Annotated in this window: 15 protein-coding genes and 1 tRNA gene; 8 read left to right on the plus strand and 8 right to left on the minus strand. The window is 68.3% G+C overall.

The genetic code is table 11. The features are described 5' to 3' along the window. Positions 1-787 precede the first annotated feature (787 nt). Positions 788-1843 (plus strand): endo-1,4-beta-xylanase, encoded by a 1056-nt coding sequence (locus ABZT47_RS35630; protein ID WP_354852181.1) that lies wholly within the window; start codon positions 788-790, stop codon positions 1841-1843. 63 nt (positions 1844-1906) lie between these two features. Here ABZT47_RS35630 and ABZT47_RS35635 read toward each other — a convergent pair whose 3' ends face one another. Genes ABZT47_RS35635 through pobA form a run of 3 tightly spaced genes read right to left on the minus strand, consistent with a single transcriptional unit; the run spans position 1907 to position 4939 of the window. Next, a complete protein-coding gene (locus ABZT47_RS35635) occupies positions 1907-2851 on the minus strand; it encodes a DUF72 domain-containing protein (RefSeq protein ID WP_354852183.1) in 945 nt (314 codons plus the stop codon). 4 nt (positions 2852-2855) lie between these two features. Then, on the minus strand, positions 2856-3704 hold the full coding sequence (locus ABZT47_RS35640) for an MBL fold metallo-hydrolase (RefSeq protein ID WP_354852185.1): 849 nt from the start codon (positions 3702-3704) through the stop codon (positions 2856-2858). A gap of 29 nt (positions 3705-3733) precedes the next feature. Beyond that, complete coding sequence (gene pobA / locus ABZT47_RS35645; RefSeq protein ID WP_354852186.1) at positions 3734-4939, minus strand: 4-hydroxybenzoate 3-monooxygenase; 1206 nt, start codon at positions 4937-4939, stop codon at positions 3734-3736. 105 nt (positions 4940-5044) lie between these two features. Here pobA and ABZT47_RS35650 point away from each other — a divergent pair, with 105 nt between their 5' ends. Continuing rightward, positions 5045-5839, plus strand: coding sequence for an IclR family transcriptional regulator (locus ABZT47_RS35650; protein ID WP_354852188.1), 795 nt, complete (start codon positions 5045-5047; stop codon positions 5837-5839). 42 nt (positions 5840-5881) lie between these two features. On the opposite strand, the gene ABZT47_RS35655 is transcribed toward ABZT47_RS35650, so the two are convergent. Further along, positions 5882-6859 carry an acetylxylan esterase gene (locus ABZT47_RS35655; protein ID WP_354852190.1) on the minus strand — a complete coding sequence of 326 codons (978 nt, stop codon included), beginning with the start codon at positions 6857-6859 and terminating at the stop codon, positions 5882-5884. A gap of 228 nt (positions 6860-7087) precedes the next feature. Here ABZT47_RS35655 and ABZT47_RS35660 point away from each other — a divergent pair, with 228 nt between their 5' ends. The 5 genes from ABZT47_RS35660 to ABZT47_RS35680 all read left to right on the plus strand — a co-directional run bounded on the left by ABZT47_RS35660 (position 7088) and on the right by ABZT47_RS35680 (position 9905). Next, positions 7088-7480: a DUF3224 domain-containing protein gene (locus ABZT47_RS35660; RefSeq protein WP_354852192.1), complete on the plus strand. Its 393-nt coding sequence runs from the start codon at positions 7088-7090 to the stop codon at positions 7478-7480. Between the two features lie 276 nt (positions 7481-7756). Then, positions 7757-7876, plus strand: a complete 120-nt coding sequence (locus ABZT47_RS35665) for a DLW-39 family protein (protein WP_211264163.1) — start codon at positions 7757-7759, stop codon at positions 7874-7876. A 57-nt stretch (positions 7877-7933) separates the two neighbouring features. Further along, entirely contained in the window at positions 7934-8659 is a 726-nt protein-coding gene (locus tag ABZT47_RS35670; RefSeq protein WP_354852195.1) for an HAD-IA family hydrolase, read from the plus strand. A gap of 15 nt (positions 8660-8674) precedes the next feature. Beyond that, positions 8675-8747: transfer RNA gene (locus ABZT47_RS35675), tRNA-Ala, on the plus strand. Positions 8748-9122: 375 nt separating this feature from the next. Further along, on the plus strand, positions 9123-9905 hold the full coding sequence (locus ABZT47_RS35680; protein ID WP_354852197.1) for a GNAT family N-acetyltransferase: 783 nt from the start codon (positions 9123-9125) through the stop codon (positions 9903-9905). A gap of 271 nt (positions 9906-10176) precedes the next feature. Here the strand turns inward: ABZT47_RS35680 and ABZT47_RS35685 are convergent, their stop codons facing one another. From ABZT47_RS35685 to ABZT47_RS35695, 3 genes are all read right to left on the minus strand, one after another. After that, a complete protein-coding gene (locus ABZT47_RS35685; RefSeq protein WP_354852199.1) occupies positions 10177-10443 on the minus strand; it encodes an Imm53 family immunity protein in 267 nt (88 codons plus the stop codon). Between the two features lie 262 nt (positions 10444-10705). Beyond that, entirely contained in the window at positions 10706-11344 is a 639-nt protein-coding gene (locus tag ABZT47_RS35690; RefSeq protein ID WP_354852201.1) for an HD domain-containing protein, read from the minus strand. Between the two features lie 160 nt (positions 11345-11504). Further along, positions 11505-12485, minus strand: coding sequence for a sulfite oxidase (locus ABZT47_RS35695; RefSeq protein WP_354852203.1), 981 nt, complete (start codon positions 12483-12485; stop codon positions 11505-11507). A 289-nt stretch (positions 12486-12774) separates the two neighbouring features. Here ABZT47_RS35695 and ABZT47_RS35700 point away from each other — a divergent pair, with 289 nt between their 5' ends. After that, positions 12775-13119 (plus strand): DUF202 domain-containing protein, encoded by a 345-nt coding sequence (locus ABZT47_RS35700; RefSeq protein ID WP_354852205.1) that lies wholly within the window; start codon positions 12775-12777, stop codon positions 13117-13119. Between the two features lie 177 nt (positions 13120-13296). Here ABZT47_RS35700 and ABZT47_RS35705 read toward each other — a convergent pair whose 3' ends face one another. Then, positions 13297-13653, minus strand: a complete 357-nt coding sequence (locus tag ABZT47_RS35705) for a hypothetical protein (RefSeq protein WP_354852207.1) — start codon at positions 13651-13653, stop codon at positions 13297-13299. Between the last annotated feature and the right edge of the window lie 46 nt (positions 13654-13699).

Below are 13699 nucleotides of genomic sequence, written 5' to 3' on the forward strand. Positions count from 1 at the left end.
GGGCGGAAAGCGTCATCCACCGACGCTTCACGCGAAATCACCATGCTGTTCACGAACGCACCTCCATCAGTCAGGATGTCGGCTGTTTATCGACAAGATGAGGCGTAGATGCATAAAGGACGGCTTTGACCTGCTATGTGGGGAGTTCGTGACTCAATAAGAGCACGAGTCAGCATGCTCTGCAAGCGGTGTTTCCGCAGGTAGACAAATCCGGTAGGGGAGGCTCCGCGCGCTTCTCCCTCGAGCGCCGATGCGGAGGCCGCCCTATTTTGGGACGGCGCGTCATGACCGAAAACAAGGCGCCGCACCATGTCATTCGCCGGCTCGTGCGCATTTCACCATTGAGGCCACTGAAGGGTGATACGCCTGGCCGATCATCCACAAGATCTGAAACTGAATCATGTTCGTGCAGGCAGCGCCGGACGGGCGCGCGCGTTCGCCGGCCGTCTCGCGTGGCGTCGGCCGCGGTCCCTCGCGGGCGGGCGCGGACGCCGGTGGCGGCGACCTCCGCCGCGCGGCGACCGCCCCGGAAGGCGGGTCCGAAAGCCTTCCGGCATTTCGGACTCCATCCCGGAAGAGGGCCGCGAAAGTTTCACGCCCGCGCCCCTCGGATCGCTCCACCGGTCTCCGTCCGCGCCCCGCCCGTTGACGATCGCCTGCGTTAGATCTACGTTGCAGGGCACCGCACGAAACATCTCGGGAATGGTCCGAAACTTTCGGAACGCCGGGACCATGACCTGCCGTCGGGGGCTACGAAGTCGTCATCGAACATCACGAGCGAGGATCTATGAAACGTCTCATGCTGGGACTGATCGCCATCGCGCTCGCGCTGGCCGTACCCTCGCCGGCGAGCGCCGGCACGGGCGGCGGCAGGGCGCCGGACGACCTGCGCGAGCTGGCGCACAAGCTGAAGGTGTACATCGGCTCGGCCGTCGACGTCACCGCCCTGGCCGACGAGGCCGACTACCGCCAACTGCTCAACCGCGAGTTCACCCACGTCACCGCCGAGAACGCGATGAAGTGGGAGTCGGTGGAGCCCCAGCGCGGCGTCTACACCTGGGAGGGCGCCGACGCGCTGGTCAGGAACGCCCAGCGCAACGGCCAGCACGTGCGCGGGCACAACCTCATCTGGCACAACCAGATTCCCGCCTGGCTCACCGAAGGCGTCGCCGACGGCAGCATCGACGCCAAGGAGCTGCGCAGGATCCTCCGCGACCACATCTTCACCGAGGTCGGCCGCTACCGCGGCAGGATCCGCGCCTGGGACGTGGTGAACGAGGTGGTGGACGACGAGGGCAACCTGCGCCAGAGCATCTGGCTGACCACCCTCGGCCCCGGCTACATCGCCGACGCCTTCCGCTGGGCGCACCAGGCCGATCCGCACGCCAAGCTCTACATCAACGACTACAACCTCGAGTGGAACACCGCCAAGATCGCCCAGACGCTGAACATCGTCAAGGACCTCAAGTCCAAGCACGTGCAGATCGACGGCATCGGCTTCCAGGGGCACCTGGGCATCCAGTACGACTACCCCGGCGACTTCCCCGCCGTCATGCGCCAGTTCACCGACCTCGGCCTGGAGGCCGCGATCACCGAGGCGGACGTGCGCATGGTCCTGCCGGTCACGCCGGAGAAGCTCGCCACCCAGGCCGACTACTACCGGCGCATGCTGTCCACCTGCGCCGCCAACCGGCGCTGCGTCGAGTTCACCGTCTGGGGCTTCACCGACCGCCACTCGTGGGTCCCCGGCGTCTTCACCGGTGAGGGCGCCGCCTGCATCACGGACGAGAACCTGGCGCACAAGCCCGCCTACGACGCCCTCCTCGGCGTCCGCAGGGCCTGAGCCCGAAGACCGGTTCCGGCGGCCGTCCAACGGCCGGCCGCCGGCGCCGGGCCCGGCGAAGGTTCACTCGGACGGCGCGGGCGCGGGACGCACCGGGACGTCCGCCGCGTCCCGCAGCAGAGCGGCCAGTTGCCCGGCGTTGGTCTGGGCGTAGTCGCGGTAGCAGTTGTTCATCAGGACGTGCGTGGTGTCGGCCTCGCCCGCCAGTTCGCGCAGCCGCGGCGACCACTCCCGCAGTTCCTCCGGCGAGTACAGGTAGCCGAACTTCTCGTGGATGTCATGGCTGGTCCACTTCGCGCTGTGGCCGTGGAACCGCACCACCGCGAGGCCGGAGGTCGCCGCGACCACCGGCGGCACCGAGCACGGGTGCCCCTGCGGCATGTCCACGCACACGTACGGGATGGCGTACGAACGCAGGAAGTCCAGCGTCTCGGCGCGGTTCTCCGCGGACATCCACGTCCGGTTGCGGAACTCCACCGAGATGGGCAGCGGTTCGCAGCGGCGCTTGCATTCCAGGATGTACCGCTTGTTGCGCTCGCCGATGGGGAACCAGCGGGGGAACTGGAACAGCACCGCCCCGAGCCTGCCCGCCTCCTGGAGCGGCAGCAGCGCGGACACGAACGCCTCCCACACCTGGTCCACGACGCCCGGCGGAAGGTCGGCCGCGTACAGGTTCTTCTTCCCCGCGCCGTCCCCGTCGGCCGCCGGTCCCGCGTCGCCGCCCGGCCGCAGCCGCCGCGGCAGCGCCGCCGGACGGGTGGGATGGCCGGTGAGCAGCGAGAACGCCTTGACGTCGAAGACGAACCCCGGCCGGGTCCGCTCGGCCCACAACCGCGCGGTTTCCTGCGAGGGCGGCGCGTAGTAGGTCGAGTCGACCTCGACGAGCGGGAAGTGGCCCGCGTAGAACCGCAGCCGCTCCTCGGCCGTCGTGACCCGCGGCGGGTACCACCCCGACGCCAGCAGCGTCTTGTCCGTCCACGACGCCGTGCCGACGAGGACCTCGCCCATCGCGTCAGTGGCTCTCGCGCCCGGCCCGCCCGGCTCGTCCGGTCCTGCGGCCGAGGACGTGGTAGGTCTCGCCGCGGGCGACATAGTGCACCCGGTCCGCGAGCCCGAGGCGGTTGACGTGCCGGCGGAAGTCGTCCAGCCCCGAGCTGAAGGCCTCGTAGTCGTCGTAGTGGACGGGCACGGTGTGGTCGGCGCCGATCAGCTCGACCCACTGGGCGCCCTGCATCCCGTCCATGGTGACCAGCAGAGTGCCGAGCAGCTTAGTGCCGCCCAGGTGCACGATGGCGACGTCGATGTCGGGGAAACGCCGGGGGATCGCGTTCAGGCGATCGTCCAGCAGCGTGTCCCCGCTGATGTGCAGGCGCAGGTCGACCTTGCCGTCCTCCCCGCCGAACTCCAGCATGCCGCCCATGACCGGCGGCAGCAGACGCTCGGCCGGTCCGGGCGCGTGACGCGCCGGCAGCGCGGTGATCTTCAGGCGGCGGCCGTCCCGCAGCATCACCCGGTCCTGCCAGGTCGAAAGGCCGATCGCGTTGCCGAACCCCTGACGCCTGAGCCGCTCGGCGGCGTGCGGGGTGGTGAAGATCGGCAGACGCCTGTCCAGGCCCTGCCGGGCGACCCGGTCCCAGTGGTCGCCGTGCATGTGGGACAGCACGACGGCGTCGATGGCCGGCAGCCGCCCGATCTCCATCGCCGGATCGGTGCGGCGGCGCGTGCTGATGCCCCAGCCGAGGTACGCGCGCTGCCCCCGGTGCAGGAAGTTCGGATCGGTCAGCAGTGTGAAGCCCTGGCAGCGGATCAGCGTCGTGGCGTTGCCGATGAAGTACACGCTCGCTTCGGTCGGATCAGACATTTCGACCCCCCGTTCCCTGATATTTCAGGTTATGCAAAGTGGTCGGGAGGGAGCCCTCCGGGGGTCGGGGACTGCTCGAAGGGCAGCCCCACGTAGTTCTCCGCCAGCGTCGCCGCCGCCGCCTCCGACGAGGTCACGTAGTCCAGGTAGGACAGCTGGAGCCGCCGGCCGTAGGGGTCCTCGGAGTCGAAGGTGTGCAGCAGCGTCGTCATCCACCAGGAGAAGTGCTGGGCCCGCCACACCCTGCTCAGGCACGTCCGCGAGTAGCCGTCCAGCGCGTCGCGCGATCCGGTCGCGTACCACAGGGCCAGCGCCTCGGTCAGCACGCGCACGTCCGCCACCGCCAGGTTGAGGCCCTTGGCGCCGGTCGGCGGGACGATGTGCGCGGCGTCCCCGGCCAGGAACAGCCGCCCGTACTGCATGGGCTCGGCCACGAAGCTCCGCATGGGCGTCACGCTCTTCTCCAGGATCTCCCCGGTGGCCAGGACGAAGCCGGGGACCGTCTCCAGGCGGGCCTTCAGCTCCGCCCACACGCGCTCGTCGGGCCAGGCCGCGACATCCTCGTCCGGCGCCACCTGCAGGTAGAAGCGGCTGACCTCCGGGGAGCGCATGCTGTGCAGGGCGAAGCCCCGGTCCGTGCGCGCGTAGATCAGCTCCTCCGCCGACGGCCGCACCCTGGCCAGGATGCCGAGCCAGGCGAAGGGGTACTCCCGCTCGTACTCCGTCAGCGCGCCCGCCGGGATCGATGGGCGCGAAACCCCGTGGAAGCCGTCGCACCCGGCGACGAAGTCGCAGTCGAGCCGCTCACCGCCGAAGGTGAGATACGGCCGGTCGGTGTCGAGATCGTGCGGGATCACGTCGTCGACCTCGAACCGGACGTCCCCGCCGTCGGCGAGTCGCGCCGCGATCAGGTCCTTGACGACCTCCTGCTGACCGTAGACGGTGATCGACCGCCCCGGGACGAGCTTCTCGAACGCGACGCGGTGCCCCGCGCCGCCGTACCTCAGCTCGATGCCCTGGTGCGGCAGGCCCTCGCGGCGGAGCCGGTCGCCCACGCCGGCGGCCACGAGGGTGTCGACCGTGCCCTGCTCCAGGACGCCGGCCCGCACCCGGCGTTCCACGTGGTCGCGGCTGTGACGCTCCAGCACCACCGAGGAGATGCCCCTGAGGTGGAGGAGATGGGAAAGCAGGAGGCCCGCGGGGCCCGCTCCGATGATGCCGACCTGAGTGCGCATACGACGAAGCATCCTGCGCCGTGGGGCGGGGACACGAGCGGGCGCTTCCACTCAGCGGAAAGGTGGCACAATATCCACAGCCTGTGGACGATCAGGGGAGGGTGGATGGCCGGAGGATCCCGCGAACCCGGCCGATCGGTGACCTCCCGCGTGCTGGCCGTCCTCGGCGCCTTCGACGCCGACCACAGCGCGCTCACCCTCACCGACATCGCGCGGCGCAGTGGCGTGGCCCTGACCACCGTCCACCGGCTCGCCCGCGAGCTGGAGGCCGCCCGGATGCTCGGCCGCGACGACCGCGGGTGCTACCACATCGGGCACCGGCTCTGGGAGCTCGGCCAGCTCGCTCCGCGCCGCCTGCTGGAGGTGGCCCACCCCTGGATCCAGGACCTGTACGCCGAGACCGGCGAGAACGTCCATCTGGCGGTGCGTGACGGAATGGAGGTGCTCTACGTCCACAAGGTGTACGGGCGCCGCGCCGTGCCGATCGTCTCCCGCACGGGCGGGCGCCTGCCCATGCACCCCACCGGCGTCGGCAAGGTGCTCCTCGCCTACGAGTCCGAGTGGTTCGTCACGTCCTATCTCGCCCGCACGCTCGAAAGGCCCACCCCGCACACCGTCACCGAACCGGGACGGCTCGCGCGCGAGCTGGCCTCCGTGCGCACCCAGGGGTACGCCTTCACCTACGAGGAGATGACGCCCGGCTCCTGCTCGGTCGCGGCCCCGATCCACCGGGACCGCGGTGGTGGTGAGGGTGGTGGCGGCGACGGTGTGCCCATCGCCGCCCTCGGCGTCGTCGTCTCCTCCCGCAGGGCCCGGGAGCTGCCCCGGCTGGTCGAGCCGCTGCTGGCCACGGCGCGCGAGATCGCCCGCGCGTACGCGGCGTCTCCGCCGGCGAGCTGAGCCGGGCGGCGACCCGGCCCGCCTCGCGGAGAGGGTCCTGCGTCAGCCGATGGAGAAGAGCTCCCGCAGGTAGCGCAGCTGCTCGTCGCGCTGCCGGCTGCCCCCGCCCTCGTGGCCGTTCCACGGGTACACCGAGATGTCCTTGCGCCCCGCCCAGTGGTTGTAGGCGCCGAAGACCGTGGACGGCGGGCAGATGAGGTCCATCAGCGCCACCGAGTACAGGGCCGGCACCCGGCCGCGGGCGGCGAAGTTCAGCCCGTCGAAGTACGACAGCGTGCGGAACACCCGTTCCTCGCTGTCGCGCAGGGACGACATGAACTGCACGAGCTCCTGGTACGGGAAGCTGTCGGTGATCTCCACCGCCCTGCGGAAGTGCGTCAGGAACGGCACGTCGATCAGCGCGGCCTTGACCTTCGGCTGCAACGCCGCGGTGGCCTGCGCGATGCCGCCGCCCTGGCTGATGCCGGCCACCGCGATGCGCTCGGGGTCCACGGCGGGGTGGGAGGCGGCCACGTCCACCGCGCGCACGGCGTCGGTGAAGACGCGGCGGTAGTAGTACTGCTCGGGGTCGAGCACACCCCTGGTCATCATGCCGGGCGCCTGGGGGTGGTCGCCGCCGTGCGGGTCGCCGGTCGAACCGGGGTGGTAGATGTTGGCGCCGCCCTGGCCGCGCGTGTCCACCACCAGCACCGCGAGGCCGGCGGCCGGCCACACCGTGTGGTCGACGGGCAGCCCCCGCCCGCCGGAGTAACCGATGTACTGGACGACGCACGGCACCCGGCCGGCGCCCTCCGGCACCAGAATCCACGCCTTGATCGGGTCGCCGCCCCAACCGGCGAAGGTGGTGTCCTGCACCCGCACCCCGGTGAGCGGGGCGTCGAAGTCGGCGAAGTCGGGCGCGAGGTCGTGGCCGGCGGCCTCGTCGAGGGTCTTCTTCCAGAACGCGTCGAAGTCCGCGGGCTCGTCGCGCTCCGGACGGTACTCGCGCAGTTCCGACAACGGCAGGTCGAACAGGGCCATATACCTCTCCCAGGGTGAATGAGGTCACCGACCGCTCGATGGCGCCCCGGTGACGTGCGCGCGCCGCGGTTCGCATGCTATCGGCGGGGTGATGTGCCGGTCGATGTCCGGAGATATGCGTATTCGGGCGATTCGATGGGCGGACGGAAACCTGCCAGGAGCTGACAGCCATGCGCGGCAGAGTTACCCCATCACCACCGCATCACCATCACGAGCAGGGAGGCCACTGTGCCACGAGCGAACGGCGCGTTCGACATCGAAGGCTGGGAGCCCGAGACCTACGACGAGCGCGAGGGCGCGACGCTGTCGCGCGTCCACATCACCAAGACCTTCCGCGGCGACCTGGAGGGCGGCAGCACCACCGACATCCTCACCGCCATGACCCAGGTCGAGGGCTCGGCCGCCTACGTGGGCCTCGAACGCTTCACCGGCACCCTCCACGGCCGCAAGGGCACCTTCGTCCTGCACCACAGCGCCACAGGATCCGCCGGCGAACAGTCGCTGAGCTGGACCGTCGTCCCCGACTCCGGCACCGGCGAACTCCTCGGCATCCGCGGCGGAGGCCAGATCGCCAACGACGACGGCGCCCACACCTACACCCTCGACTACGACCTGGCCTGACCCGGTCGAAAACGGGCCTGGACACCGGGCGCGCACCGGAGCATCCTGACCTTGTACGGAGTAGCCCCTGATCAAGCCGTTGGTCGGCTCTTACCTGAAGGGCCGATACTCGTAACGGATGCCGCGAAGCGGGTTCCGTATCAGAAGATTGTGGACAACCGCTTCTCCGCCGAACAAGGGAGGAAGCCGATCCCTTGCTAGGCTGCAAGCATCTGTTAGGAACCCGGCGTCGTCCCATCCCTGGCTGATGGGACCGTTGAGAAGTGGGGTCACACCGTGAAGAAGCTGCTCGTTCTCGCGCTCGTCGCCCTTGGGGGGCTGCTGGTCTGGCGCAAGGTTCAGGCCGATCGCGCCGAGCTCGACCTGTGGACTGAGGCCACCGGCAGCGAGAACTGACCACCCGGGCAGCCGAGCGGGTGCGTGATGGCTCTGGATCAAGGCGGAGGTGACGGCATGACCGACGCCTCACCCATCAAGCTCGCCTGCCTCGATCTGGCCGGCACCACGATCGGTGACATCGCCATGGTGGAGCGGGCGTTCGCCGAGGCGATCGCGACGCAGGGCATAGTCCCCGGGACCGGGGCATATGCGCGCGCCATGGTGCACGTGCATCGGTCCCGGGGATGCCCCAAGATCGAGGTCTTCCGCGGCATCTTCCCCACCAACGAGGCGCAGGCCCAGGCGGCCAACCTCACCTTCGAGCGCTCCTACGAGGACGCCATCGACCGCGCCGGCCTGTTCCCCGTCCCCGGCACCGTCGAGGCCCTGGAGAAGCTCCGCGCCGCCGACGTGAAGATCTGCGTCATCACCGGTTTCAGCCGCCGCACCCTCGGCCGCGTCCTCGGAGTCGTCGGCTGGATGGACAAGATCGACCTCGCCCTCTGCCCCGAGGACGCCGGCCGCGGCCGCCCCTGGCCCGACATGGTCCTCACGGCCCTGCTGCGCCTGCGCGTCGACGACGTCCGCCAGGTCGCCGTCGTGGGCGACTCCGAGAGCGACATGCTCTGCGGCAGCCGAGCGGGCGCCTCCGTCGTGGCCGGGGTCCTGTCCGGCGTCCACAGCCGCGAACGCCTCCTCCGCGGCGGCGCCACCACGGTCATCGACTCCATCGCCGACTTCCCCGCCCTCGTCCTCGACGGCGACCCCGCCAACGCACCAGTAGCCACCTCCTCCCGGTAAGCTGTCCACCGACAAGGGGCCTTAGCTCAGTTGGCAGAGCGCCTGCTTTGCAAGCAGGATGTCAGGAGTTCGAATCTCCTAGGCTCCACCCACACGAAAGCCCAGGCCAGGGATCGTTTTCCCCGGCTGGGCTTTGATCGTTATTCGGCCTTGTCGCTCTTGCTTGCGTTGCGTGCCCGATTCACTCTTGAGTTGTCCTCGTGCGAGGCTGTCAAGGGCGGCCCTCGCGGCCCTGCGCCCGCTCGGCGGCCGGGCATGCGGCCTGGGGCCGATCCCGGCCGCCAGCAACTCGGGCCGTCATCATGTCTGTGCCACAGCACCTATGAGCTCACCGATCAAACGACACGGCGGGGCTCAGGGAAACAGACTTGGTTGCGACGCCGGTACCACGTCCTGAGCCGACCGCACAGAACCAGACGTCGAGAGCAAAGTCGACCCGGTCCCGGGACACTACGGTGGGTATGTGCCCTTACATCCAGATATCGAAGACCCCGCCGACTCGTTGCTGTCTGCCGACGACGGCACCGTGCTCGCCCGACTGCGGATACGCGACGATGATGGAGAACGCGTCGCGGGCCAGGTCCGCCCGCTGCCCAGGGCAGCCCTGAATCACGTTGCCACGCAAGCCCGTCGTGATCTCGCCGGCCTACGCCTGGACACGCCTGATGACGGTCTGGCGGACGCCTTGGTGGCCACCGGTCTCAAACTTCGTCGGGCCGCGACCGACATGCGTCACGACCTGGTCGACATACCGGCGCCGGTGGCATTGCCAACCGGGTGGTCGCTGGGCGTCCCGGGCTGGGACGACGACCTAGCCGAAGGGCTCGCGGCGGCGTACGGACCGGACCATCCGGACGGCGCTTGGCAGACCAGGGACACCGAGCAGATTCGGGCCATGTTCGACGACGGTCAACCGGTATCACCCCTGCTCCCGGCCTCGGCCCGGCTGGTGGGTCCTGATGGACGCAGCACGGGCCACGTCCTGTGTGCGGGCCCGGTGCCGTGGACCGACGATGTCTGCGCATGGGTCCTCAACCTCGCGCTGGCGCCTCGGGCGCAGGGCCGTGGACTTGGCCAGGCCCTTCTCACACACGCACTACATGGCGCTCGCGAGGCAGGGCTGCCGGCAGTCGGTCTATCGGTGGCTGACGGCAATCCCGCCCGCCGCATGTACGACAACGCCGGTTTCCAACCACTCACCCGAGTGCTCTCGGTGCTTCTGCCTCCGCCATCCGATCCGTGGTGATCGCCGGGCGATCAGCGGGCCATTAAGGGCGGCCAACAGGGGGCGCTCACGGTCACTCTCGGACTGCTTCTCGCCCAGGTTGGAGCCGTTTCCCCGGTGAGGCACGCCTTCTTCGGAGACAACGGCCAAGGGATGATGACGTTCATCCTCGATGAGGAGACCCGCGTCTTGCGCATCATCGACCTCCTCTGGGCCGGCTGACGTCTGGTTCGTAGGTCGACGAACACGCCTGTGGCATGCAAGTGGCTGGATTACCTCACGAAGTACCTGACTAGAGTCTGGCCGACCCTCTCGACCACGACCGAGAGTACGCGGTCGCCTGTTGAGGCCCTGCATGTCGAGCCGTGTGATCCTCGGTCCGTTCCACTGCCAGGTGATCCAGCGTGGTGCCGGCGAGGGGCGTATCGACAAGGTCGATCTTCAGGTGCCACCCAGGGTTGTCCAGGGTGTCGATCGTCACGCCGTAGCTGTGTTCCCAGTCGTCGTTGCAGCAGGAGGCGTACCACGACTGAAGGAAGGCGAACGCATCGGCGACCATGCGGCGAGTCTGTCAGGCGTGCCCGTTGCGTGCCCGATGGGGCGGAGAACGAGGGGGAACGGCGGGGAGTCGGGGAACGTGATCAGCGCCTTGATCTGCGTCTTCGCAGGCCGAGGAAGATCGGCATGCGTCTTTGCAAGCAGGATGTCAGGAGTTCGAAACTCCTAGGCTCCACCCCAGCTTAAAGGCCACCTCCCATGATCGGGATGTGGCCTTTTTGGTGCGTACAGCGGTGAAGTTTGGTGCGTACAGCGGTGACAGATCAGCTCGGCCAGGCCGCACCCATGACGCGCTCGACCATGCTGATGTGACGGAAACCGGGAATGAAGTGCATCAATACGTCCGCACTAATGGTGCCGAAGGTGGTGTCCGGGCGGTCTCTGGTTCCTTCGAGAAGGGCCTGCAGGAACCCGTTCTTGAAGTCGCCGCGCGGATGAACAGTATTGATCTCGTCCACCAGGCCACGATCCAGCTTGTCCAAGCCCACGCCCTGCACGTCGGTCAGTACGCCGTGGTACGTGGCGGCGATCTCCGGGCCCATCCGGCCGGGAATCCTCGGCGTGCTGTGCAGCGCGATCGCTTCCCAGACCACGTCGGCGGCCGTGGCCGGAAAACCGCGGTCGAGCAGGAACCTGCGTGCGTGGTCGGCGCCATCGAGCTCGAAGCGCTGCTCCATGTCGGAGAAGGGCGTCCGCAGGCCGAGGTCGTGGAAGATGGCGGACAGGTAGAGCAGCTCCGGGTCCGGCTGCAGACCGGCCTCGCGAGCGTGAAGCGTGGCGAAGAAGAAGGTGCGCCGTGAGTGATGGAAGATGAGGGGGCTGGTCATCTCCCGGATGTGGCGGGTGGCTTCGGCGACCGCCGCCGTCTCGGGAACCTCCACCCCTGCAATGGCTTCGGTCATGAGCTGGGCCCTTTCTGATCTCGGCGTTGCGAGTGGGCGGTGCATCCATCTGCATCAGAAGGTCGTGGGTTCGGGTCCTCTCGGCCGCGCACATGTATAGAGCCCACCACCAGCGAAAACTTGGTGTTCGCCCGCCTGTTGTCCGAGCACTGATACGGCCTCAGGTCGTGGATTCGACTCGGATGGGGTGGGACAGCACCGGGTGGAAGCAGTAGCCCAGGTCATTCCATGGGACGGTGTCGGGCTGCGTATGGCCCTGGTCGTCGGTGGCGCGTACCCGGATGGTGTGATCGCCGGGTTCGGGATCCCAGCCGAACTGCCAGCGTACCCACGCCCCCGGTATCTCCGGCGGAGCCAGGGACGCCTCCTGCCAGGGACCCCCGTCTATGCGGTATTCGACCGCCGTGACCCGGTTTTCTCCCGCGAACGCACGCCCACGGATGATCTGCGGTACCGGCTGCAGCAGTGCCGGCCAAGGCAGTTCCACCAGGCTCGCCACCGGCATGCCGGTGATCGGCATACCGAGTGATGGTTCCTGCGGAGGGTAGTCCGCACCGATCAGTACGTAGTCTTCGGTGTTCCACGGAACGTGGAGCGGATGTTCGGAGACTTCGATCCGGCCCACCCACTTGATGCTTGCGGCACCGAGCCATCCGGACACCACGACCCGAGCCGGGTACCCATGATCGAGCGGCAGCGTCTCGCCGTTCATGGCCAGCGCGAGCAGGGTGTCGTCGGCAAGCGCCTTGGCCAGCGGCATGGGCCGGCGGGTCTGGATCTCGTCGAGCGCTTCCGGCATGACCTCGCGGGCTCCAGGGGTGATCCCCACCGGTTCGAGCAGGTCGCGCAGCCGGACGCCGGTCCATTCGGCGGTGCCGATCGCGCCGCGGCCCCACTGGGTACCCTCGAACTTGCGTCCGTACTCCTCGCCGAACAGCACACGGCGGTTACCTGCGCACTCGATCGTTCGGACCATTGAGATCAGCGGGAAGCGATTCCAAAGATCGGCGTAGGTGTAGGTGATCGGTTCGCGTATCCCACTTCCTTCGATCCGGAGCGACCATCTCGCCGCGTCCAGATGGGGGGTCGGTGCATGGCTGCGAAGGAAGAAGCGGTCGATCGGGGTGAGGTAGCCAGGCATGCGGTCCGGCCGAATTCCGTAGTCCAAACCGGTCCCGGCGTCCTCCATGAGCTCGGGAGGAGTCGGCTTGACGACTCTTCGTTCTCTGACCCCCTCAGGCGAGGGATGTACAGGCTCGCTTCCGCGTAGGGGACCACTCATGGTGTGTCGCCTCCCACGACTGGCTTGAGCCTCTTCTCGAGGCCCCCACCTGGCACAACCTCTTGTATCATCGTGTCACAGCGGGTTACGGCTTACCCTCTACGCGTCGCAAAGAGGACCCAATCGGTCGGACGGGAGTGCCTGATCGGTGAACGAGTCGTCCATCGCAGCCGGCGATCTCCGGGTTCGCGAGCACCTGGCCAACGAGCGCACTTATCTCGCCTGGCTGCGGACGAGCTTGGCCATGATGGCCTTCGGTCTGGGAGCGGCGAAGTTCGGCTCACACAATGAGGTCTACGCGTTTGCCGCAGGCGGCGTGCTCGTATGCGCGGCAATCGTCGGCTTTGGCTACGCAACCGTCCGTTACCGTGTGTTGAATCAGGAAATCACGCGGGGCCGCGTCGTCATCGGAGCCAGCACCCATGGCCCAATCGCCGCGGCCACGGCCCTCGTGCTCGCGGCCTTCATCGCATTGGCACTGCTCGTTCGCTGATACATCATCCAGCACTGTCCGTGGCAGTCGGTTTCGACGGTGTGAATGACGGCGGCGACCACCACCGCAGCCACACGTAGGGCACTGTCAGCACCCCTCCAGTCACAGCTCCCGGCGGGTGAGCAGGGCGATTGCCACGCCTGAAAAGCGGACGCTCGTTCTCGTCTCAACGAGGGCTCAGCGATACAGCAATTGGTTTGCTTCCACCTGCTCCATGGTGAGCGCCGGGGGCTTCCCCTTGCCGCTCGCCGGGACGTGACTGCGTGGTGGACCGGATCGCCGGCCGATCCACCGTGCCGCAGACGCCGTCACGCTTGAGGGACTACCCCGAATGAGCGTCGCGTGTGTGGTCGGTGACCTGGAGAAGTCCTCGACCGCAGAGTGCCTGCCGAGCAGGTGACGGTCGAGGAAGGCGGCCAGGTAGGCGCGGGTGATGCGCAGCGCCCGCTCGCCGCCCAACTCCTGCGCGGGCAGGCCGAGCTGGGGTCTGAGCACGGCGTAGTCGACGAATGCCGAGTGGTCCGTCCTCGCCACCGTGATCCACTGCTTCCAGCCCTTCAGGCCGGGCCAGGAGTCCGGC

It is taken from the genome of Sphaerisporangium sp. NPDC005289 (genome assembly GCF_040607455.1).
GTDB classification, from domain to species: domain Bacteria; phylum Actinomycetota; class Actinomycetes; order Streptosporangiales; family Streptosporangiaceae; genus Sphaerisporangium; species Sphaerisporangium rhizosphaerae.

Coding starts and splice junctions, on each gene's coding strand:
- ABZT47_RS35630 (WP_354852181.1), top strand. CDS start 788: ATGAAACGTCTCATGCTGGGACTGATCGCCATCGCGCTCGCGCTGGCC.
- ABZT47_RS35635 (WP_354852183.1), bottom strand. CDS start 2,851: ATGGGCGAGGTCCTCGTCGGCACGGCGTCGTGGACGGACAAGACGCTG.
- ABZT47_RS35640 (WP_354852185.1), bottom strand. CDS start 3,704: ATGTCTGATCCGACCGAAGCGAGCGTGTACTTCATCGGCAACGCCACG.
- pobA (WP_354852186.1), bottom strand. CDS start 4,939: ATGCGCACTCAGGTCGGCATCATCGGAGCGGGCCCCGCGGGCCTCCTG.
- ABZT47_RS35650 (WP_354852188.1), top strand. CDS start 5,045: ATGGCCGGAGGATCCCGCGAACCCGGCCGATCGGTGACCTCCCGCGTG.
- ABZT47_RS35655 (WP_354852190.1), bottom strand. CDS start 6,859: ATGGCCCTGTTCGACCTGCCGTTGTCGGAACTGCGCGAGTACCGTCCG.
- ABZT47_RS35670 (WP_354852195.1), top strand. CDS start 7,934: ATGACCGACGCCTCACCCATCAAGCTCGCCTGCCTCGATCTGGCCGGC.
- ABZT47_RS35685 (WP_354852199.1), bottom strand. CDS start 10,443: ATGGTCGCCGATGCGTTCGCCTTCCTTCAGTCGTGGTACGCCTCCTGC.
- ABZT47_RS35690 (WP_354852201.1), bottom strand. CDS start 11,344: ATGACCGAAGCCATTGCAGGGGTGGAGGTTCCCGAGACGGCGGCGGTC.
- ABZT47_RS35695 (WP_354852203.1), bottom strand. CDS start 12,485: ATGCCTGGCTACCTCACCCCGATCGACCGCTTCTTCCTTCGCAGCCAT.